This window comes from Lentimicrobiaceae bacterium, assembly GCA_023227965.1.
Lineage (GTDB): Bacteria > Bacteroidota > Bacteroidia > Bacteroidales > JALOCA01 > JALOCA01.
This window is the reverse complement of sequence record JALOCA010000048.1, coordinates 1-20,701: the sequence shown is the minus strand read 5'-3', so window position 1 is coordinate 20,701 and position 20,701 is coordinate 1. Positions and strand designations below refer to the sequence as shown.

General features: G+C 36.5%; 31 protein-coding genes. 27 read left to right on the top strand and 4 right to left on the bottom strand.

All coding sequences use genetic code 11. From position 1 onward, the window contains the following. Positions 1–48 precede the first annotated feature (48 nt). The 13 genes from M0R21_12555 to M0R21_12495 all read left to right on the top strand — a co-directional run bounded on the left by M0R21_12555 (position 49) and on the right by M0R21_12495 (position 9,644). Complete coding sequence (locus tag M0R21_12555; protein ID MCK9618653.1) at positions 49–219, top strand: hypothetical protein; 171 nt, start codon at positions 49–51, stop codon at positions 217–219. A gap of 39 nt (positions 220–258) precedes the next feature. Further along, positions 259–666, top strand: coding sequence for a hypothetical protein (locus M0R21_12550; protein ID MCK9618652.1), 408 nt, complete (start codon positions 259–261; stop codon positions 664–666). Positions 667–708: 42 nt separating this feature from the next. Beyond that, positions 709–1,566 (top strand): hypothetical protein, encoded by an 858-nt coding sequence (locus tag M0R21_12545; GenBank protein ID MCK9618651.1) that lies wholly within the window; start codon positions 709–711, stop codon positions 1,564–1,566. Between the two features lie 79 nt (positions 1,567–1,645). After that, positions 1,646–2,056: a hypothetical protein gene (locus tag M0R21_12540; GenBank protein MCK9618650.1), complete on the top strand. Its 411-nt coding sequence runs from the start codon at positions 1,646–1,648 to the stop codon at positions 2,054–2,056. Positions 2,057–2,059: 3 nt separating this feature from the next. Further along, positions 2,060–2,767, top strand: coding sequence for a hypothetical protein (locus tag M0R21_12535; GenBank protein ID MCK9618649.1), 708 nt, complete (start codon positions 2,060–2,062; stop codon positions 2,765–2,767). 1 nt (position 2,768) lies between these two features. After that, positions 2,769–3,662, top strand: a complete 894-nt coding sequence (locus M0R21_12530; protein MCK9618648.1) for a hypothetical protein — start codon at positions 2,769–2,771, stop codon at positions 3,660–3,662. After that, positions 3,655–4,098 (top strand): structural protein P5, encoded by a 444-nt coding sequence (locus tag M0R21_12525; protein ID MCK9618647.1) that lies wholly within the window; start codon positions 3,655–3,657, stop codon positions 4,096–4,098. The genes M0R21_12530 and M0R21_12525 overlap by 8 nt, the downstream gene beginning before the upstream one ends. Positions 4,099–4,573: 475 nt before the next feature. Beyond that, positions 4,574–5,911: a hypothetical protein gene (locus tag M0R21_12520; GenBank protein MCK9618646.1), complete on the top strand. Its 1,338-nt coding sequence runs from the start codon at positions 4,574–4,576 to the stop codon at positions 5,909–5,911. Between the two features lie 11 nt (positions 5,912–5,922). Beyond that, on the top strand, positions 5,923–6,987 hold the full coding sequence (locus M0R21_12515; GenBank protein MCK9618645.1) for a class I SAM-dependent methyltransferase: 1,065 nt from the start codon (positions 5,923–5,925) through the stop codon (positions 6,985–6,987). Between the two features lie 8 nt (positions 6,988–6,995). After that, the gene (locus M0R21_12510) at positions 6,996–8,300 is read left to right on the top strand and encodes a class I SAM-dependent methyltransferase (protein ID MCK9618644.1); all 1,305 of its coding nucleotides are present in this window, start codon (positions 6,996–6,998) and stop codon (positions 8,298–8,300) included. A gap of 1 nt (position 8,301) precedes the next feature. Beyond that, positions 8,302–8,601 carry a hypothetical protein gene (locus M0R21_12505; GenBank protein ID MCK9618643.1) on the top strand — a complete coding sequence of 100 codons (300 nt, stop codon included), beginning with the start codon at positions 8,302–8,304 and terminating at the stop codon, positions 8,599–8,601. A 4-nt stretch (positions 8,602–8,605) separates the two neighbouring features. Then, positions 8,606–9,046 (top strand): hypothetical protein, encoded by a 441-nt coding sequence (locus tag M0R21_12500; GenBank protein MCK9618642.1) that lies wholly within the window; start codon positions 8,606–8,608, stop codon positions 9,044–9,046. A gap of 46 nt (positions 9,047–9,092) precedes the next feature. After that, entirely contained in the window at positions 9,093–9,644 is a 552-nt protein-coding gene (locus M0R21_12495) for a hypothetical protein (GenBank protein MCK9618641.1), read from the top strand. A gap of 102 nt (positions 9,645–9,746) precedes the next feature. On the opposite strand, the gene M0R21_12490 is transcribed toward M0R21_12495, so the two are convergent. The 4 genes from M0R21_12490 to M0R21_12475 form a co-directional block, all read right to left on the bottom strand. Next, positions 9,747–10,892 carry a site-specific integrase gene (locus M0R21_12490; protein MCK9618640.1) on the bottom strand — a complete coding sequence of 382 codons (1,146 nt, stop codon included), beginning with the start codon at positions 10,890–10,892 and terminating at the stop codon, positions 9,747–9,749. Between the two features lie 381 nt (positions 10,893–11,273). After that, positions 11,274–11,705, bottom strand: a complete 432-nt coding sequence (locus tag M0R21_12485) for a hypothetical protein (protein ID MCK9618639.1) — start codon at positions 11,703–11,705, stop codon at positions 11,274–11,276. Continuing rightward, positions 11,674–12,198, bottom strand: coding sequence for a hypothetical protein (locus tag M0R21_12480; protein MCK9618638.1), 525 nt, complete (start codon positions 12,196–12,198; stop codon positions 11,674–11,676). The genes M0R21_12485 and M0R21_12480 overlap by 32 nt, the downstream gene beginning before the upstream one ends. A 101-nt stretch (positions 12,199–12,299) precedes the next feature. Further along, positions 12,300–12,707, bottom strand: coding sequence for a helix-turn-helix domain-containing protein (locus tag M0R21_12475; protein MCK9618637.1), 408 nt, complete (start codon positions 12,705–12,707; stop codon positions 12,300–12,302). Positions 12,708–12,869: 162 nt separating this feature from the next. Here M0R21_12475 and M0R21_12470 point away from each other — a divergent pair, with 162 nt between their 5' ends. From M0R21_12470 to M0R21_12405, 14 genes are all read left to right on the top strand, one after another. Beyond that, on the top strand, positions 12,870–13,115 hold the full coding sequence (locus M0R21_12470) for a hypothetical protein (protein ID MCK9618636.1): 246 nt from the start codon (positions 12,870–12,872) through the stop codon (positions 13,113–13,115). A 169-nt stretch (positions 13,116–13,284) separates the two neighbouring features. After that, the gene (locus tag M0R21_12465) at positions 13,285–13,626 is read left to right on the top strand and encodes a hypothetical protein (protein ID MCK9618635.1); all 342 of its coding nucleotides are present in this window, start codon (positions 13,285–13,287) and stop codon (positions 13,624–13,626) included. Beyond that, complete coding sequence (locus tag M0R21_12460; protein ID MCK9618634.1) at positions 13,626–13,904, top strand: hypothetical protein; 279 nt, start codon at positions 13,626–13,628, stop codon at positions 13,902–13,904. The genes M0R21_12465 and M0R21_12460 overlap by 1 nt, the downstream gene beginning before the upstream one ends. After that, positions 13,885–14,292 carry a hypothetical protein gene (locus tag M0R21_12455; protein ID MCK9618633.1) on the top strand — a complete coding sequence of 136 codons (408 nt, stop codon included), beginning with the start codon at positions 13,885–13,887 and terminating at the stop codon, positions 14,290–14,292. The genes M0R21_12460 and M0R21_12455 overlap by 20 nt, the downstream gene beginning before the upstream one ends. Positions 14,293–14,298: 6 nt before the next feature. Beyond that, positions 14,299–14,604 carry a hypothetical protein gene (locus tag M0R21_12450; GenBank protein MCK9618632.1) on the top strand — a complete coding sequence of 102 codons (306 nt, stop codon included), beginning with the start codon at positions 14,299–14,301 and terminating at the stop codon, positions 14,602–14,604. Next, positions 14,576–14,725: a hypothetical protein gene (locus M0R21_12445; GenBank protein ID MCK9618631.1), complete on the top strand. Its 150-nt coding sequence runs from the start codon at positions 14,576–14,578 to the stop codon at positions 14,723–14,725. The genes M0R21_12450 and M0R21_12445 overlap by 29 nt, the downstream gene beginning before the upstream one ends. Then, positions 14,709–15,080 (top strand): hypothetical protein, encoded by a 372-nt coding sequence (locus tag M0R21_12440; GenBank protein MCK9618630.1) that lies wholly within the window; start codon positions 14,709–14,711, stop codon positions 15,078–15,080. Before M0R21_12445 ends, M0R21_12440 begins: the two co-directional genes overlap by 17 nt. Positions 15,081–15,093: 13 nt before the next feature. After that, on the top strand, positions 15,094–15,513 hold the full coding sequence (locus M0R21_12435; GenBank protein ID MCK9618629.1) for a single-stranded DNA-binding protein: 420 nt from the start codon (positions 15,094–15,096) through the stop codon (positions 15,511–15,513). Between the two features lie 334 nt (positions 15,514–15,847). Next, positions 15,848–17,266: a hypothetical protein gene (locus M0R21_12430; GenBank protein MCK9618628.1), complete on the top strand. Its 1,419-nt coding sequence runs from the start codon at positions 15,848–15,850 to the stop codon at positions 17,264–17,266. Between the two features lie 50 nt (positions 17,267–17,316). After that, positions 17,317–17,814, top strand: a complete 498-nt coding sequence (locus M0R21_12425) for a DUF5618 family protein (GenBank protein ID MCK9618627.1) — start codon at positions 17,317–17,319, stop codon at positions 17,812–17,814. A 154-nt stretch (positions 17,815–17,968) separates the two neighbouring features. Continuing rightward, entirely contained in the window at positions 17,969–18,172 is a 204-nt protein-coding gene (locus M0R21_12420; GenBank protein ID MCK9618626.1) for a hypothetical protein, read from the top strand. 151 nt (positions 18,173–18,323) lie between these two features. Next, complete coding sequence (locus M0R21_12415; protein ID MCK9618625.1) at positions 18,324–18,782, top strand: LEA type 2 family protein; 459 nt, start codon at positions 18,324–18,326, stop codon at positions 18,780–18,782. Continuing rightward, positions 18,782–18,976 carry a hypothetical protein gene (locus tag M0R21_12410; protein MCK9618624.1) on the top strand — a complete coding sequence of 65 codons (195 nt, stop codon included), beginning with the start codon at positions 18,782–18,784 and terminating at the stop codon, positions 18,974–18,976. The genes M0R21_12415 and M0R21_12410 overlap by 1 nt, the downstream gene beginning before the upstream one ends. Before the next feature lie 500 nt (positions 18,977–19,476). Beyond that, positions 19,477–20,559 carry a hypothetical protein gene (locus M0R21_12405; protein ID MCK9618623.1) on the top strand — a complete coding sequence of 361 codons (1,083 nt, stop codon included), beginning with the start codon at positions 19,477–19,479 and terminating at the stop codon, positions 20,557–20,559. Positions 20,560–20,701 lie beyond the last annotated feature (142 nt).

Genomic DNA, 20,701 nt, shown 5'->3' with positions numbered 1-20,701 from the left:
ACTCATTAGGATAAAAAATCGAATATTAACAATAAAAAATCAAAAATCATGGCAAAACTTAAAATGTTAAAATACCCCAGGAAGCCCAAAGCAAAAGCATCAGTGGCAACTATGGAAAATTACCTGAAGAAAAGGTCAGAAATTGACAAAGAAAACAGGAAAAGAAAAGCATTGAACGACAAAGCAGATAAGCTTCGCAAGAGAATATCAGGGCTTTAAAATGCAAAAAAAAGAATAAAAATTTAAAAATAAAAAATCATGGCAACAAAAAAGAAATTCGATTTTAAAGCAATAGGCATGAGAGTAGCCAGTGTTGGAGCCGGGGCTGTTGCGGGCAAAATTGTAAATAAGCCCCTCTCAGGTATGAACCCCAAGTTAAGAGGGGGATTAAAAATAGTTGTAGGTGCTGCACTTCCTGAATTTGTCAAAGGCAAGTTTATAGAAGACATGGGAGCCGGTATGATCGCAGTTGGTGCATCTGAGTTGGTCGAAGAAATTGCGCCCGACATGGTATCAGGTGTTGGCAATCTTGATCAGGCTATAGGCGACATTGATTTGGAAGACGAAGGATTTGTAATGGATGCTGATGTGCAGAGCGACGAATCAATGAGTGGCATACTTGAAAATGCAGTTGGCGATCTCAATGATCCGAACGAAACCTATTAAAAATTGGTAAAAAAATAGTAATAACAAAAAAACAAAAAGAACATGAAAACCCTTAAAACAATCGGAGCTTTATTAATGCTCGTAGCAATTACATTAGTATCGGCCAGTGTGTTCGCCGATCACAGTACCGGAATAGTAACGGCAGGAATGGCCGCTGCAGCAATGCGCGACAGACAAATATGGAAGACCGTTATGCAAAAAGCAAAAGAACTAAGCGGAGGCATACCTTCACCAAGCTATTTGCGTGTAGAACAAACCTTAACGAATACAGCATCGCGATATAATTTTAACCTTAAGGCCATAGGTGGCGAGAGTATAACTGAAGTAAAACTGGATCGTAACGATTTATTTGTAGTATCGGACATTGCAGTATATTTGCTTTGTCAGACAAATGCAAAAATTGGCAAGGATGTACTTCAGACCTACCCCAACAAACAGGTATTCCCTGCTGTATCCGGATTTGATCCTGACGACCTGGAAGCCATATATAACGGCTGGTTTACATTAAAAATCGGGAGTACTGTAAACGTTGAAAAAATGTCGATGCAGAATTTCAGATTAGTACCACAAACTCAACAATCATCATCTTCAAACAAATCACAATATACCATTGTTGAAGCATCTTACAAACTTGGCAGTCTTTTATATTTATATGGTACAATGGATATTAACGCAACTATTGAAATACCGACCTTCGACGGGATACAAATACAGGCAGTAACTTCAGGTTTTACGCACAAAATTGTATTCCATCCTTATGGATATCTGGCTAAAGGTGCTGCAGTAAATGCTCAGTTTTTACCTCCGCCACCCCAACAGGCCAACAACCTTACATTTGTAGGTCCTATAAATTCTGGACGTCCAATGATGCAATCCGGTTCAGCTGGTCGTAAATCGTAACAAGTAGCTTTGTTTATTTTGAGAAGGGCTGCTGCTTGATAGTGGCAGCCCTTTTTTAACCACTAAAAAAGAATAACCGATGAACATACAAAACAGTGAAAGCCCGATAAACAGGGTAGAACCATTGGAAATAAAAATCACAAGTGCCAGGGTAAGACATTATTTCGGAGAGAATGATCTGTTCCGTGGAAAAAAGATAAAAGTAATTGATTCGCTTGTGCTTGACATTACATATACCGAAAAGGCTAACGAGGTAATACCGGAAGCATTGGTTAAAAAGTGTTTTTGCACATTTGTAAGTAATGGAAAAGAAGCCATCAACAGAATACCTTTAATTGCCCTGGTACCATCAGAGAATAATGGCCGGCGTTTGCTTCTTAATGATGTTGAAATTGATTTTGCGAAAAGCTATATTGAATTTTCCGAAACAACGTCGTTGCTTGAAAATGTTGGTAAATCTGTTCCCTTTACTTTTTACTTTAATGAATAACAAATGATAAAGTCGGCATTTGTATCGGATTTTTTGCGCGATAATGGTGCAATATATTGGCGTTTGAGGTATCAGAACGAAAAGGGCAATATGCTGACCTCTTATCCAACGGAAAGTGAAAGTCCGACAATGGACGGATCGTTATCGTATTTTGAAAAAATACTATCTCGACTGTTGCCGGGAAGGTATTTTATTGAAGCCTGGCAAACGGAAGGGCAAAAAAAAGAATGGTGCAAAACATTTTTCAATGTAGAAGGGACCGGACAAAATCAGGAAAAGGAATCGCTTCAGAATTATCTGGCAGGGATAGGGAATATTCCATCAAATGAAAGTATTGAAGATAAGATAACGAAGGCCTTAAATGACTATAAAAAGGACCAGGAAATTGAAACGTTAAGGGCAAAAATTGTATTGCTTGAAAGCGAGAAAAAAGAGCTTGAATTAGAGGTAAACTCAGCTCAGACAAAAATTATGAAACGATTAAGTCCGTATTTACCTGAACTTATGGAAGGGCTTGGTTTTGCAAAGTCGAGTGAAAGTGTATCAGGAACAGGCGAAATTGACACTGAAAGTGAGACATTAAGTACAACATTAAAAGAATGGTACGACCTTGACAACGAAATGCCGGATCTGATTGAAAAAATTGTTCAAATAGCCAAGACCAATAAAGGGACTTACACTATGGCAAAAAACATGTTAATGCAGCAATAAAATGGATTTTCACATAAGCAAAGCCAACAAAATAGTTAAACCGAAAGGTACCTCTGTAAATATTCGTAAAGAAGCAAGTACAGACAGTCAGGTTATTGCTGTTATCGCACAAGAGGTTACTGCAGGGCGTACATCTGGATTTTATGAAAATAAAAACGATGGCCTTTGGTACGAAATTAATCTTCAGGAACCAAAGAGCGGGCTTAATGTAGGTTTTGTCAGGGAAGATGTTGTAAAATTAATTGAAAGCAAAGAAAATACAGTAGCACAAGACAATGCCCAGCAGCTGGTAAACTCCATATTAAAAAACGATCTTGAAATCTTTAAAACACTTGTGAGGTGTGCCAATATAATTATTGCTCTTGATAAGAATAATATTGACACAACAAAACACAAAAAGGTATTAAAGTATTTGAGTTACAGTCTTGGTACAAGGCAGGGATATTTAATTAACAGTGGCCTTGCGGTAAGCTATAAAACAGGATATCCGAAGGCATATACTGATTTGATCAATGGGTATAAAAAAATTGTTGAAAGTTTAACCGGTATTGGAATTATACCTGTGTTGGTTATTATTGTAGTATTTGCTATTGGAGCAGCTACAGCTGTAGGGGCATATTATGCATTTCGGCCACGCTACGATGAAAGCAAGAAAGATCTGAAGATCAGTAATGAACTTGAAAAAGCATTAAGTACATTGTCTCCATCGGAAGCTGAAAAAGTAAAAAACGAGTTGGAAAAACAAATTGATAATGCTTATAATTCTGGTAAAGAACAGGGTACATTTTCGGGTATGTTTTCATTTATAAAGCCGTTAGCTTTTGCACTTGGTGGGTTTTGGTTAATAACAAAATTTGTTGACAGTCAAACAAGAAGAAAGGAAAAAAATGGCTAATTTACCAAGAGGCTTAAGAAATAATAATCCTGGAAATATCATTAAAGGAGGCGAACCGTATAAAGGTGAAAAGGTCCCATCCAGTGATACCAGATTCCGTCAGTTTATTTCAATAGAATGGGGATACAGGGCATTAATTCATTTACTCTGCAGATATATTGAGCATTATAAAAGAAACACCATTGAAAAAATAATAAGTGCCTGGGCCCCGGATATTGAAAACGATACGGAAGAATACATTGCTGATGTGGTTTCATGGACAGGTATTTCAAGAAGCAGTTCGATTAACGTTAATGATACTGAGAAGCTGGTAAAAATAGCTATGGCGATCAGCCGAAAAGAAAATGGCATAAAACCAAGCGAAAGCGAAATAAGAGCAGGATTGCAATTGTTGCTTAGTGGAAAAGAACCAGACAATAATAAAAAAAAAACTTAGTACGGAATTCAATTTTATTCGGTCTAGTAGCCGGGTTAATTTATAAAAGTTTATTGTGATGTTATTAGTAATTAAAACATTTACTGAGCTCAGAAATAACAGGTTTGAGATATTACACTCATCTGAAGTTTACAGCGAAAATTGTACAGTTACACCAAGCAACTGTACATCCATATTGTTTATAAATAAAAGTGCAGGTAATATTTACATTTTGAGCAATATTCTTCTTGAACCAAACGAAACGCTTGAGTTTAATAATCACCCGGGAAATATCATAAAGACCAATTTTGATATAAAATTTGAGTAATGGCATCAGAAGTAAAAAAGGGAAAGATTGGGAGTTGTGTAAATACTGGAATAAATACAGTAATAAACAGTACATTGACTATACCTGTCAATTATCAATATATTGTTGAGACCAGTATTTCAATTAATGCCCCTCTTATAATTAATGGACAATTAATAATCAATTGATATGATACGAGAAAAAAACAGCGAAAGCTCATTAATACCGACACCGCCTTCAGGATATTGTTGGCTCTATACAAACAATGATGAACTTTTTATTAAAAAAAGCAATGGCATTGTAAAACGAGCAAATAATGCAGATGATATTGCAACAATCCGTGAGTCGAATACTGCCTGGGTTAATCTCGATATTAGTGCAAGCGTAAGTGCACAACGCATTTTCAAAAGTTATACAGAAGCTTTAGCCTGGATCATTGCCAACGGATCCCCATCGGCAAGCAACCCATGGCAAATAATCCTGCCTGCAGGTAACGTCGGTAATATTGTAATTTCAAACAAATACATAAGGATTGTTGCTAACTTAAATACTGTTATTGAAAACCTTTCTTCTACAATTGTATTCAATCAGCTTGAATTCCTTTTATACACCATTTTCAACGCTACCATTAATAATGTTTCAATTACTGAAGGCACCCTGGTATCTTTGTCAAATTGTATCATAAACAATATTTCGGCTGAAGAAGGTGAAACCGGCTATCTGTTTGTAAGGGAATCCGTTTTTACAGGGGGCAACTTCGACCGGATCATTTGCCCTTGGGACTTTTTGCATTGCTATTTTTACGGACTTGCTGCACTTATTACAAATTTGTCGGGTTCTTTCGACTCTTGTTTCCTTTTAAATTGTCAAATGAACCTTCAGGGTATTAATGATTCAGTTGTTTTACAAAAATCCTACTGGAGCAATTTGTCAATGATAAACGAAAGTCCTTTGGAAAAGTACATGTCAATAATTGATTGCAACAACTGGGGTGAAACATCCGATATCCAACTCGTTGGCAACACTAAATTATTGATGACAAATTCATACCAGGAATACCTTACATTCGACCTTCCCATCGCCAGCCTCGAGATGCTTAATTCTTTCGTCGAAAACATAAGAGGTACCGGTACAATTACAACAATGGGGGCCTCTTCCTACAAAAAGAAAATCGGAGATATCGACTTTGAGGACTTTAACGCTTCACCAAGTCAGTACATTGCCGTCAATTTTGCCGATGCTATACCTGCAGGTGCCTACCTCGATGATTTATTCTTTGTCATCAAAGAACGCTTTGAAACCGTAGCTTACGGATATTCCGGATTAACTATTAATCATATTGAACACACCGACCTGAGTGCTCTCAGCAATACTGTCGATACGGTGGTCAACTGCAAACCAAACAACAGAAGCCAGAACAATAGAGATATCACAATTATTTCCACACTGTCCGGGGCAAATACCCAGGACTGGACACAAGGATCTTTTGAAGTTTGGTCGCTCTTTAAATCTAAACCGGCCTTGTAAAAAAAACAAATTTGAAAACTATTGAGTATAAATCTGTTTATTTCTTATCAGGCGAACCCAAAAACGGCAAAACTACCATTGCCGGCAAATTCAATCTAAGGGTTATTGCCCTTGATGAATTATTCCTTCAGTATTATAATAATCTTACAGGCACAGATCACCGCGGAAAATTTTCTATTTGGCACACATGGCCCAAACTTTCTGATTCAGAAAAAAACGATTTCGGTGCTATCATCGAAAATGAATTACATAAATTCATAATATCATCCGATACTGAAATTGTTTTCGATGGCTGGCTCCTGAAATTCTTTAAAGAATCAATTAAAGTAAAATTTGCTGACGCCCTTTTAATCTGCGATATCTCAGTTATGAAATACTGCTGCCATGTGGATAATGTTGTCTTTATCAATGACAATGAAGCCGATATCGAAAAAAACATTGTTATCCCGGTCAAACAATATTTCAGGGGCAAAACATTAAAATCCCTGAATATCAATTACCATTATTTCGAAAAAATAGGTATCGGTAATCCCATCCAGAAATCCGCTCAGAAATATGCAGCTTTCAATTTATCAGATATCATCAAAAACAAAATTGTACTTGATATCGGTTGCAATTCCGGCTACAATTGCTTCAATATGTCTCTTACAGCCTCCGGAGTTACCGGACTGGATATATTGCCTGTCGCCCTTAAAAATGCGGCTGTCATTAAACATTTCTTGTATAATTCAGGAAAAATAAATTTTATCCAGGGCAACATCCTCGATTTTAACCAGGACACCTATGACGTTATCCTGGCATCATCAATTATTCATTACTTTGTCGCTGCTCAACAGCAATTCATTGACAAATGTCTCGAGCTGCTTACCGATCAGGGTATCCTTGTCCTCGAGCTTGGCATTGCCGAACATTCTTTTATCACTAAAAGAGCTGATAATATCCTTTGCGAATATCCCTCTGAGCATGCTTTACTTAATGTTTTATGCAAAAATTTCAACCTCATATATAAATCTCCTTCAGTAAATCAGGCAGGAGATTCCGTTCCACGCTTTATATATCACCTTCAAAAAAAATAATCTTTATCATGGCTGTAGAATTTTTAAATGTTGATGGATATCAGGTTCAGCAACATCGCGATGAGCTTGATTTTATTTGTAAAAAATCTAAAGGTAAACGCAATTACATGGAAATAGGCGTTTTCAATGGTGGAACATTCAACCATGTATCAAAACACATCAAAGGAAAACATATCGCCCTTGATATGGCCCCATGGCCGGAGCGTAACGAAAACCTGAAGAAAACCGTCAAGGACTGCCATATAATCATTGGCGACAGCCACAATTATGCAACAAAAGAACTGGTCCGTAAAGTTCTCGATGGCGAGCTGCTCGATGTACTCTTTATCGATGGCGACCACTCCGCTCAGGGTGTTAAACGCGATTATGAAATGTACAAAGAATTTGTTTCTGACGGCGGCCTGATTTTTTTTCACGACATCATCAAATCTGACTTTCATGCAAAACACTCTTGTTTTGTTGATCAGTTCTGGGACAGTCTCCCTGAACCAAAAGAATCAATTACCGTTTCTGAAGAATGGGGTGGTGTGGGCTTCATCGTTAATAAGAAAGTGAAATGGAACTGCTACCAGATCTTCTTTGATGAAAATTCCAAAAATCATCTGTTGCCTATTTTCACACCTTACGACAACAGCCTGGACAAATCAAACACTTTCTATGAAAATAATGTCATTGTTGATATCTACAATAAAATCCGGAAGGAAAAAGCCGATTATATTGGTACCACTTCATGGAAATTTGCAGAAAAAACTAAAATGACAGCCACCCAGTTCACCGAACGTGTCGAAGCCACAAACTGCTTCTACCAAGCTATTTTATTCCCAATCCAAAGCCACCTGCACGAAAACTGCTTAAAACGTAACAAAGAATTAATTTTTCCTCTTTATAAATTATCATTAATATTTGATGAGCTTAATATCTTGCCTTTCAAAATGAACGACTGCCAATGGACCTGTTCTTATTGCAACTACTGGCTGGCCGACAAAGAAACTTATAAAAAATATTGCAAAACAACCCTCATTCCTGCAATTAAAGCATTTTTGGAAAATAAAGATATCATTGATCTTTGTGCTGAAAACAAATTTTTCCACAACAATCGGTTCTATCATTTAGCACCGTTCTTCCTGGAACAACTTTTCGGATTCTTTGTGAATCATTTCAATATCAAACATACCATTATTACTGAAGATCTTAATTCAAATTTTTCTTATACACCACCTGTCTTATCTAAAAACAAAGAAATCAAATTCGTTGATATTGAATTTCATCACGGTAAAACACTAAATAGTATAATCCTTAAAAATTCTCTTTAATATGGACTGGACAAACACAATTATTGCAATCCTTGGCAGCACTAACATAATAAGCCTTATTGTTCTTATTCAGAACTGGCGCGCCAACCGTAGAAAATCAATCGCAGAAAGCAAGCTAAGTGAATTTGAAGCCACGCAGCGCATCATCGAAATCTACAAAACAATGTACGAAGATGTGCGCACAAACTATGAACAAAGGCTTTCAGAATGCTTTGCTGAAATAAAAGAATTGAAAAACGAACTCGACGAAATTAAAAAGCTAAGGTGTGAAAAACCCGATTGTGCAAACCGTCAACAATAGCCACATGAAACGCATTCTTATATTTACCTTTTTACTTTTACATTTAACCTTTCTGCTTTCTTCCTGTTCCCCTCAAAAGCGCCTCGAACGCCTACTTAAAAGATACCCTGAGCTTATTGCTTACGACACAGTATATACTGAAGCCCTGGTACCGGTACCATCTAAAACAGCCATTTTCTCAATCGACTACCGAATCCGCGATACAATGATAAGCATTATCGGATCCGACAGCATCGAGCTTACTTATGCCATCCTGAACGATTCCGTTATGCAGGTGCTTGTTTATGTTCCACCCGACACCATCAGCACACCTGTAGAAGTTCCGGTAGAACGAATAAAATACATTTCCCCTGATAACTGGGGACTGCTGATTGAAAAAATACCATACCTGGCATTGGCGATAATATTTCTTCTGATAGGAGCATTTGTTTTAAAAAAAAAGTGATCAGAAAATATTAAAAAGGTATTTTCGTTTTAGTAAAAAAATTCCGATGCCTAAAGAAAAACATACATTCAGTTATAAAACAACTGCATTAACTGCAGCAGGCACATTTATAATATCCAATAGTTTATTAAGAAAAACTGATCCACTATTACGTTCAGCAATCACAGTTACTGCAGGGGGATTACTTGGAGGATTTTTCCCTGAAGTATTGATGATTGGGAACGGATTAATCGTTGGAGGTGTTGCTGACTTTCTAAACTTAACAAGAGGTGGGGCAATTAGTGAAAATAATTATAAAGGAAAATTGTGGGTATTATTAGAAGATGCTAATACATTAAAAGAGCTAAAACCTGAAGAAACTATTGGTATAATAAAAAAAATCGATGGAGTCGCTACGCCGTTTAAAAAGGGATATATTTTCAAAGTCCCAAACGGATGTATTATTAAAATACTCAGCAATGGAGATATTGAGATAAAATCTGTTTACAATAAGATTTTTAATAAAAGAAATGCTGAGCCTGCTGGGTGGTACGATATAGAATTTGTAAAAAAATATCCCAAGTGGTATGGGCTTTACGAAAAATCTTTATTATATTAACACATTCTAAATAAGTCGATTTTAAAACAAAAACTGAGAGTCGGCAACCGACAACAGCAAGGCAACAGGAAAGAGCCACCGAAAAAAACCTGATTAACAATTTTATAGTTTATCCCATTTTTTCATTTCATTGGTTTTTGTTTCATCCAATAGCCTGGCATAAATTTCAGTAGTTTTTATATCCTTGTGGCCAAGGAGTTTAGATACGACATTTAGTGGAATATTTATGTTTAGCGATATGGTTGCAAATGTATGACGTGAGCAATGGAAAGTTATTTCTCTGTCGATGCCGGCTCTTAATAATGCTGCTTTTAAATAGTCGTTCATTTTTTGATTAGAATATACTTTAAATACTTTTGCTTCAGGTTTATTTTGTGCAGTATCAATAAGCTTCAGCGCTCTTTTAGACAAAGGAATTTTCACCATATCGGATGTTTTTTCCTGAATGATTTCAATATTTTTACCCGTTAAATGAGAAAAAGACAGCCTGGCCAGATCGCCATATCTTAAACCTGTATAACAGCAAAACAGAAAACATCGGAGTGAAGACGCCAGCCGATGGGGGAGAGTCGGTAACATTTTCTCCAGCTTGTCAATTTCCTTTAAGTTAAGAAAATTGCGGTCCGGCTGGATATACTTTAATTTATAACCGTTTACTTCATTGCGTGTAATTAGTTTTTTTTGAACAGCAGTATTAATCAGTGCTTTAAGAATTTTTAATGTTTTACAAACAGTATTTGTCTGGTTGCTCAGATCATTGCGCATATAACTTTCGAAGCGTTGGAAAAATGCAAAAGAGTTAACTTCTTTAATGGTTATTCTGGAATCAAGGTTATAAATTTTATTCAGTGTTGCATTATATTGTCTGAGTGTATTATAGCTCAGTAACGATTTTTTAAGTTCAATTTCTTTTTTCAGGAAGTCGCAGAATACACCGCTATTTTTATCAGATGGTTTTGAAAAGGCAGCCTTAAATTCTTCTGTATTCAGTTCAACACCGTTTACTTCGGCTTGCAAAAGTATTTTATCTGCTTTATTGCGCAGGGTTCTTAATTGAATATTTTTAGTAGTTGCAGCCGGATCATCTTCTATTACAAATTGGTTTTTACTGTCCCAGTTCATGGGTAAAACTTCAACACCGGTATTTACCTGGTATATTTTCCCTGCTGAAGAATATTTAGCCACAACGGCATTAAAACCATCTTTAGAAACATAGTTTGTTCTGAGAGTAAAATTGAATTTCCCCATATTGACAATTTTTAATGACAACGAATTGTCTTGTTTTTGTCTATTTTTTGTCTCGAAAACAACCCGTTTTGAATCGTAACGATAAATTTTGCGGGTTGTGTTGTTTTGGGGATTTGTTGCGGTGGTTCGTAAAAAAAAGCAACAATAAATTTGTTGCTTTTTTGTTCACTTGGTTGTCCGACTAGGGGTCGCATACACTGCATCATTTCCCGCATTAGTTCTTATGTTTGGAGTAGTGTTATTTTATTGTCTTGTTTTTGTTTATTTAAAACAAAAGCCCCTGGGTAGGTATCCTCGCTATAAAAATAAATTTTAGTAGGAAAAATGAGAATACGTGGCCAGGGGCGCTATTATGTTTTTACAATTCAAATGTAATATATTTTAGGTATTATTGGTTTGAGGGTAACAGAAATTATAAATTTTTTCTAAGTATTCTTTAGATTTCTCGCCCATTTGTTTATTTACTTTATAAGTTGTGTATCTTGAATTGCGGGATTGATCATCCAGCCAATTATAAAAACCAGAAATATCTGATGGGCAGTGATTTCTAATCATTGATCTACGTGCAGCATGGCGACCATCTTCATTATATGCTCTTTTTACATCCGATATGTTATTGCACGAACAGCCATTAATTATTGCCGGTAAAATTTTATTTTCAAAAAAATGAATTGAAGAATAAAACGCAGTGGTTATTACCCAGTCGTAATATTCGTTTTCGCTAAGAAGCTTATAACTAAGCTTTTGATTTCTTTCACCAAATATCTTTTTATTTGCCATTTTAGCATACATTTTCAGAATAGCTAAAGCCATCTGTTTGCAGTAGTTCTTCGTCGAGGTTTGTATTACAAACTAAGCTGATATCAAGTGTGTTATTAAACAGGCCCAGAAATGCATTTTGCATTTCATTTATTTTTGTATAGGCAAAAATAACAAACTTATCATCCAGCAAAAGTTCTTCTTTTATCGAAATTACCACTTTTGGATTTCGGTGAAAAAGATTTAGATAAAACTTTTCGGCTTTATAATTATTTTGTTTCAGATAATCGGCAAAACTTTTTGCAGACAAATATACTTTGGTTGCTTTTTCAATAAATTTTTCAATGTGTATTTTATAAAGGTTACTTTCAAAATCTTCTTGCTTTGCCTTTTTTCCATCAGAAAAACCGTTTTTATAAGCATCAATAACAACATCGGCAGGGAAGTAGTTTTCGCTTATTTTTGATGAACTTGATTCATCAGAATATTTCAAAAGATACTTGTTAAAATCAATAATACCTGTTTGATTACAATCTGCTTTGAACATCGTGATTAATATTTTGTGTGAAAAATTATTGACAAAATTAAGAATAAATTTTTTTGTTATACATTTCGCGATAGTATTTTACGTAAATAAAACAATAATTTTCACCTCCCCCTCTCCAGCAACTTTATTATTTTATCTTTTCCTTCTACTTCTATTTTGAAGCTTTTTATTTGCATTTGCAGTAGTTCTACCTGGTGTTGGAGTTCCAATATGTTCATTTGGGCAGCCGATAGTTCTTTGCGGCACTGCATCTCCCCTATACTTTGTATTATATTTTTGCCGTTGGCATTTTGCACATGCCCGCCCATCGGCGCCTCTGCCTCATCAAAAAAATAACCTACGGGAACTTTAAAATATTGTGCAATAGCTTCAATTGTAGATACTTTAGCTTCTTGTTTGCCAAGAATAATATTACTTAAATTCGTTTTTGACATGTTAATATTATCGGCAAGCTCTTCTTGAGTCATTCTATGCCTTTTATACAAATCTACTATTTTGCTGATATTCATTGTTTTATATTTAGAATCTTTCTAAATTTCTATATTGTTTGAAAATTTATTCATTTTCCTTGATTTTTAATTTCAAATATCTTTATATTTGCATCGTAAATATAACGATAATATCTAAAGGAAACGGAAAAAAGTTATTAAATATTGTAAAATCAGGTGGTTATGGACAAAGCAACCCTCCGCAAAATATGTAAAAGCTTCAAGAGCTGTAAGTGCCCGGAGTACCGGGCCTTTAAACAAAAAGTTGTAAGCGAGTGTGGCATAAGCTACGATACGTTTTTCAACTACTCAAGTTTTGGTCGTAAGTCTGGGATACCCAAGCTGGTACAAGAAAAGATTGTCGAAATCATTACGCGCGATTATCCTGAGAAGCTGCCCCTTATTAACCAACTGCAGGAGGCCTGCTAATGCTGAGCGCCACTGCTTACTGGTTTATTGTGACTGCCGGTCTGGCATTTATATGCTGGTGTGCTTACAAGGTGGCCACGGCGTCCAACAAGTGCGACAAGTGCCCCTTCAGTTGCAAAAATTGCCCTTATGATGAGTTCAACAACTATGCATAAAAATTGTAAATAATATGGAAGACTTAATTTTTAGCACCCATTGGAATAATAAACTGGGTTGCGATTATTTCAGCACCATACGGCTTCACAATGCCAAAAAGTATAGGGTAGGCAATTACTTTAAAATATATATAAAAGAAAAACACGGTCTCAGGCACATAGCCCCGGCCCGTGTTGTTTCAATAGCACATTACAGAGCCTTAGATTTGCCCGAGCATGCCTGTTACCTCGATACGGGATATGGAAAAGAAGACACTATAAACATTATCAAGAATATGTATAAAAACATACAAGGTTTTAGTATCGAACAAAGTGTATTCGATCTGGTGGTTTTAAAAAAAATTAAACAATTATAATGATGGAAGATTTTGCCTTACCCATACTCGACTGGAAAACCGACAAAGCCGGCGAAGCATACGATTTTTCGGTGTTGTTTATGCAAGAAAACCATGTACGTACCATACTGGGATCCTTGCTCAAAGAGCAGAAAAATATGGAGCTGCTGTTGGATAGCGATATGTGCCAGAACCGCCTGGCTATAGAGTACCAACATGCCACATTGTGCAACCTTATAAAAGTATTCGAAAGTTACATCAAATCAAATAAAAAAAGCTATGATACAAATAACCATTAATTATTTGGGAGAGCACATACAGCTCTATGCCAACATGTTTTCGTTAGAAAATGATCGCATTGTCATTACCGGCATCAGTAAAAAAAATCAGGAGCAAAAAGAAGAGGCGCCAGCTGCACCGGCCTTAAAGCTTCAAAAGAAAAAACCTGAAGCAGCAGCTGCTACAACAAAAGCAAATCCATTGAAAGGAAAGGCGGCAGCCACCGGTATAAAAAAATGTTCTAAATGTGGACAGGAATATAAACCTACATCGAACGGACAGAAGTATTGCAAAATATGCAAAGAAAATTGCAAAAAAGGCAAAGTAATTAACACCAAACGCAATATCAAAATCCCCAATTTCGACCAAAAAGAATTATTGGATTCAATGGGCCTTAAAAAAAATTAAAAAGCTATGGAAGATAATATGTTAATCATTCACATGACAGCCGGCGAGCTGGCCGAGTATCTCGAAAAGCGCATAGAGCAAAAAGTAGAGGCTGCCTGCAACAAGGCTATTTACAACATAGGCCGCCAGCAGAAGCGCGACAAGCTTATTTCGTTCAATGCCCTGGTGCGCGAAAAAACAGTGGGGGCACGCATACGCATAAAGAGGCTTATAGCTCAGGGGCACATTAAGCAAACCGACGATGGCAAAATAATTTACAGTTCTGTTTTAAACTATCTCGAAAATGCAAAAGAAAAGAAAGCAACAGAGTAACTTGTTTACGCAACAGGTGGCGCCTGTTGTGCAGCAAAGCAGAAGCGCCGAAGCCGCTGCGACTAAAAAAGAATCATTAAAAGAATTATCAATCCGTTTAAGAAATGAAAAAGATATATGATGCAATAAAGCGCTGGTTTGGGTTTTACGACTCAAACGGATTGCGTTATTCATTTAAAACCTACAGGTATTTAAGGTATAGAATAATGACATATCCCGACTATAGAAAAGCGAGGTATGCCAACAGGGCCACAGTCGAATACATTAAAGACCAGCATTTTTTAAAGCTGGCATTTTTACCCTTCAGCGAAAAAAGCGATGATTTTATTTTCAAGCAATTTAATGCTATAAGTGTGGCCAATCTGGCTTATATAAAATTAAACGCGCAATCAGAGCACTACAGAAAAAAAGCAAAAACTTTACTTGCCAGGTACGAATCCTGGTTAAAAGATAATCTCTTATTACCAACCAATTAAAACAAACAAAGCTATGTTAAAAATTCAAATTATTGGCCATATTGGCCAGGAAGCAAAAATCAATCAGGTCAACGACCGTAAAGTAATCAACTTCAGTGTAGCCCATTCCGAAAGGTTTAAGGATCCGCAAACCGGCAAGAAAGTAGAAAAAACAATATGGGTAAACTGCGGGTACTGGACCGACAATACCAGGCTGGCCGAATACCTTACCAAGGGAAGACTCGTATTTATAGAGGGTTTTCCAAGTGCCAACATTTTTACCAATAAGGATGGGCAAAAGATGGCCGGGCTCAACTGCCGCTGTACAAACATACAGCTCCTGGGTAAAAACGAAAAGAAAGAAGAGGGCGCCCATCAGCCTGGCACACCCGAAGAAAATACTGATGAATTTGAAAAATTTATGAACGCACCTGCAGATAAAGAAGTTTTTTAAAAAAGATATTGGACAGGCTCTGCTGGGGAGCAACCTGTTCCGGTGGCGACTGATAGTTATACTTGCTTGATGTCGGGAGTTTGTGGAGGGCTACTCCTTAATATAAGCCCTCCTTTTTTCGGCTTCAATTTTAAATGAGTAAAGCATCAAAACACAAAACAACACGAAACAACAAAAAATCATGACGATTCGGAACGGTTTAACAATACTTTAGATACCACTATAAATGGCTCATTTACTGTATTTTGAACCCTTCCTTGTTAAAAGGCAACGTTTGTACATTTCGGGAAAAAGACAAAAATCAAAAATCAACAATATTTTATAAACATTTTGTATGGATACAGTTGCAGCGGATACACAAAAGGCAGTGAACCACAATGCTGTCAGATCTAAAAAGGTTAGCATACTCAAGCGAAAGGGCCTTAAAATAGCCGAACAGATACTAAAATACATACCTGAGCACAACGTACAGGGCACTGCAGAGGAACATCTTATGCGGTTACATAAGAACCTGACCACCTGCAGTTCGTTATCACTGTATAGTGAGGACTTGTTTACCGGAGAAATTACTTATTACAACTCACACTCATGTAATAATAAAAACTGTCCGGTGTGTAACTTCACCAGGCAAAAGCGTATCAGGCGCAAATATTACAAGTGGTTCGACGATAACCGCGAGCTTGTAACCATTTACAACCTGAAGACAAAGAAAACAAAAGTAATAACAAGTGCACAGTACCATGCCAGGTATAATGATGAGAATAAGTATATGTTTGTGGGCATGAATCAATACGATGTGATGCATCTTACGCTTACGGTGCCACACTATAAAGACACCGGCTACAGGGGTAATAAGTATTACTACGATGAGCTTAACACCATGTACTGGGAAATGCGCCGGCAGAAGTTCTGGGCCGATTATGTGTATGGTGGAGAGTATGGTATCGAAACCACCAATACCGATAATGGCCTGAATATACACATACACTCACTGATATTTGTAAAACGTTTTACACAAAGCCGAAACATTTTGCATAAAGAAATACTCCGGTACTGGAATAAAATTACAGTGAATGATCACAATGCCAGGAATGAATTTACACCGGAAGTCCGCGCCTTGATAAAGAAAAGCAACCGGACTATAGACGATGCATTTATAAGCAAGCTCAACCCGATGGGCGGTACCCTTATAACACTCGAAACCATTTTCTCATGGAATAACGACCGTTCGGAGAAAGTAAGGGCCAAGGAGTTTGGCAGCGAGCAGATGCTGTATGCTGTTATGGAAGCTATAAGTTATCATTTCGAGCCGCATGCGTTTGACAAGGACACAGGGGAGTACGATCTTGAATTGCTCAGCGAGCTTATGCCTGTGGTATATGGCAAGGCCCTGTATAAGAAGTTTGGTTGTTTGCATGGCGAAAAGTCGCTGAATATAAATTACAGCACACCGCAGGAGCAACTGCAGGAAGATCTTAAAGATACGGTGGATATCGAAAACAAGGACAGTGTATTTGATGTAGATGAAGACACCGGCGAGATGGTACAGGTCCGGCGTTTTTTCCTGGGCAATCCGGCCTGGATGAATCACTATGGCGAGAGCAACAGAGATATCCGTATAAGTATAAGCAATAAGTACCGCGAGCGGATCCGTTACCTGCAGAGCCAGAGTTTACCGGCGGCGATGGACCTGCTTATACAAATGATAGTGGGGCAGGTAAAAAGGCGAAGGTGTGAAAAAGAGCCGACATAATTTTGTATATTTGTAGTGATAATCGAATGTTTAATTTTAATATTAAAAAAATGGAACCTGTTAATAAAAAGGAAAGCGAAATGACGCCCTATGAAAAAGCATTGTATTATATCGACAATGCTAAAACCATATTAAAAGAAAAAGCAATAAAAAATGACAAGTATTATCAAAACCCTAAATACGTAAAAGTTGCAGGTCATTTACTTTGGTCTGCTGTATTAATTATGTTAGAAGCTGTTTATATGCTTGAAAAAAAAATAAAGCTAAAAAGGGGAGAAAGAATTTCATTTAAAAATTATCAAATACAAGTTTCTAAGCAAGACAGTAAAGTATCAAGCACTTTAGAATCAGCATATAATACATTGCACAGATCAATGGGTTATGATGGTCATGCTAATGTAAAAATAATAAATGATGGTATATCAGAAGCGATGTATTGTATTAACTGGCTTAAAAACAGAATACCAAAAAACAGTATTAATGGAGTATCTGAATCAAAAGATTCTGAAAATATAACGAATTACGATAAAGATAATGCTTTAGGTTAGTATAATATTAATCTTTTAATTTTCGGATAATTTTAAATTGATTATCAGGAATAAAATATTTACATAAAAAAATCATTATCAAACACTTAAATAATCCATTAAAAATTTTATTAAAAAGTAGAAATTTAATTTTCAGGAATAAAACAGGAATAAAATGGCAACACACAGGATATTTCTCAGCGTAAAAGATCTTGTTATCTTAACAGGCAATACATATATGGCATGTTGGCGTGAGTTTCAAATAATAAAAGACAGCTTGGGTAAAAGCAAAAAGCATAAAGTTACAATTGATGAATATGCTAATTACGAGGGAATATCATCCGAAGAAATTAAACGAGCGCTTGGCGTTATAAAATAGAACATTAATTCATTTCAAAAAAGCCCTGCAAAAAATTTTGCAGGGCTTTTTTGTTATACATAATTATAAAAAAGTATAAAAAAGTATACATTTTTTTCATATAGATATATGGTATGATTTAAAATTGTGCATCAGAAACGATACAGTAACGATGAACTTGTTAATAGTTGGTGGTCTTGGCATACTTGCGTACAGTTATTTTGCTTCAGGCAAACGGCTTGAGAATTTGACCGGTAAGCCTGTAAAGCTTAAGTTATTAAAGCAAAGTGGTTTGATTCAGAATTTACTGAACACTAAATTGGAGATGGACTTTCTCATAACCAATCCCAATAACAAAGCATCGAAGTTTCAGCAAATGCAGCTCGAGGTAAAATACAAGGGGAAGCGAATTGCAGGGCTTGAAATAAAAAAGGATCTTTCGCTGGCTGCTAACGAAGATACTTTGTTAAAAGGAATTAAGATTAATGTAAGCAATTTAACGCTGGTAAACCAGCTTCTTGATATAGTTACGAAGCCGGAAAATGAACTTGGCAAAATGATGGTAGAAGGAAGTTTCTGGGCCGATGGATATAAGTTTCCGTACAGTGAAGAAATTAAACTTACAGAGTAATGGAAGAAAGGCAAGTATTAAAGAAAGGATATGATCCTAAAAACAGAGAAGTTCTATACATTGCGGGCCGTAGAAATAATCAGAATGTATGGCAAATTGAGAAGCCGGAAACGCAATTTATAAGCAGGGTAACGAACAGTCAGAAAATTGCCGATGAAGTTTTTATTGAACAGATCAGTTGTTCGCAAAATTAAACATGAAATATAGTATATCTGCAATTGCAGACCAATATATAAAAAGTGCAAAAAATGATTCAATTGTAAAGTATTCCGATGGCGACACGTGCGATATCATTAAAGTGATACTCGACACAGACAGAAAAAGCCGGGCAGACACCAGACAATTTGCATCATTTTTAAAAGGTAATACGCTCTTTGACACATGTTCCAATATATGGCACTTTATAAAGAGGAACATAAAATACAAAGTGGATCCACTGGGTGTTCAGTATGTAAAGACACCATCACGACTTTGGCTCGATAAAGAAGGCGATTGCAAGTCGTATTCAATAATGACGGCAAGCATACTTAAAAATCTTGGGATTTCATTTTGTTACAGGTTTGTATCTTTTGGAGGCAGTGATTATACACATGTATATGTTATTGTACCTGTATCCAAAGGAGAAATAATAATTGATTGTGTAATGCCTGGATACAATCAGGAAAAAGAATATAAATTAAAAAAAGACATAAAAATGACAAAAATATATCAAATGAGTGGCACACAGGAAGTGAAGCTTTTGAACTTAGGAAATAAAGACATTTCAGAACTGACCGAGGGCGAACTTGAACTTCGCATTGCAAAGGACCGTTTACTTACCATGAAAGCCATTACCGAAAAAATTCGCGGCATTGGATCACTTAAAGCTGAGAAGTACCAGGACTCGATTGATATGCTTAACGATGCTATTGAAGCTGTTGATTCACCGGATGTTGAAATTGAGATGGAAATTATTGCAGAGGATGCAGAGAAAGGCGCCTATTCAATTGCGAATAAGGTAAGTGGAATTGGTTCAATTAGTGGAAAAAAAGCGGTAAGGCAAGCCAAAAAGGCTGAAAAAAAGGCTAAAAAAAAGTCCAAAAAGGCAGCAAAAAAAGCAGCAAAAGCAACCAAAAGAAAAAATAAGCCAAAAGGTAAGACCGGAAAATTTCTGAAAAAAGTTGCCGAAAAGGTAAAGAAAGGAGCCAAAGCAGTTGCAAAAGTTGTAACAACGCCGCAGCGACTGGCCATTAAAGGTGTCCTTGAATTATCATTACCGAAAGCTGCGCCATTCTTCTTGTATTTATTTATAAACGATCCGGCACTTATTGCCAAGCTTCCAGCAAAGGTTCGTAATAAAAGGAAAAAAGCTGAGCGTATAGCGAATTTTATTGTAGAAGGCATCGGCATGAAACGCGCACATTTTATGGGAATCGTTCGTAACGGAATCCTGAAAAAATATGGCAAGGAGCCTGAGAAAGTCATTGCTGATCAGATGAAAGGCATATCAGGCATCGGTATTATTGATGATGTATTGGAAGTTCTTTTTGGACTTATTAAAAAGATATCTGAACTGTTTAAGAAAAAGGGAGAAAGTGTAAGTGCAGCCGACATGCCATTGGAAGATGATTGGAGTGAAATGAGCGAAAGTGATCTTGAGGGTTTTTCGCAGGAAGTAAAAGGGCAAAAAGGTGATATGTTTGAATCTGGTGAAGAGGAAGAAAGTGGAGAAGGAACAGAATCAGATGGAAGTTACGGAGAAAGTGGAGGGAAATCAATTTGGAACTCATTAGGATAAAAAACCGAATATTAATAATAAAAAATCAAAAATCATGGCAAAACTTAAAATGTTAAAATACCCCAGGAAGCCCAAAGCAAAAGCATCAGTGGCAACTATGGAAAATTACCTGAAGAAAAGGTCAGAAATTGACAAAGAAAAC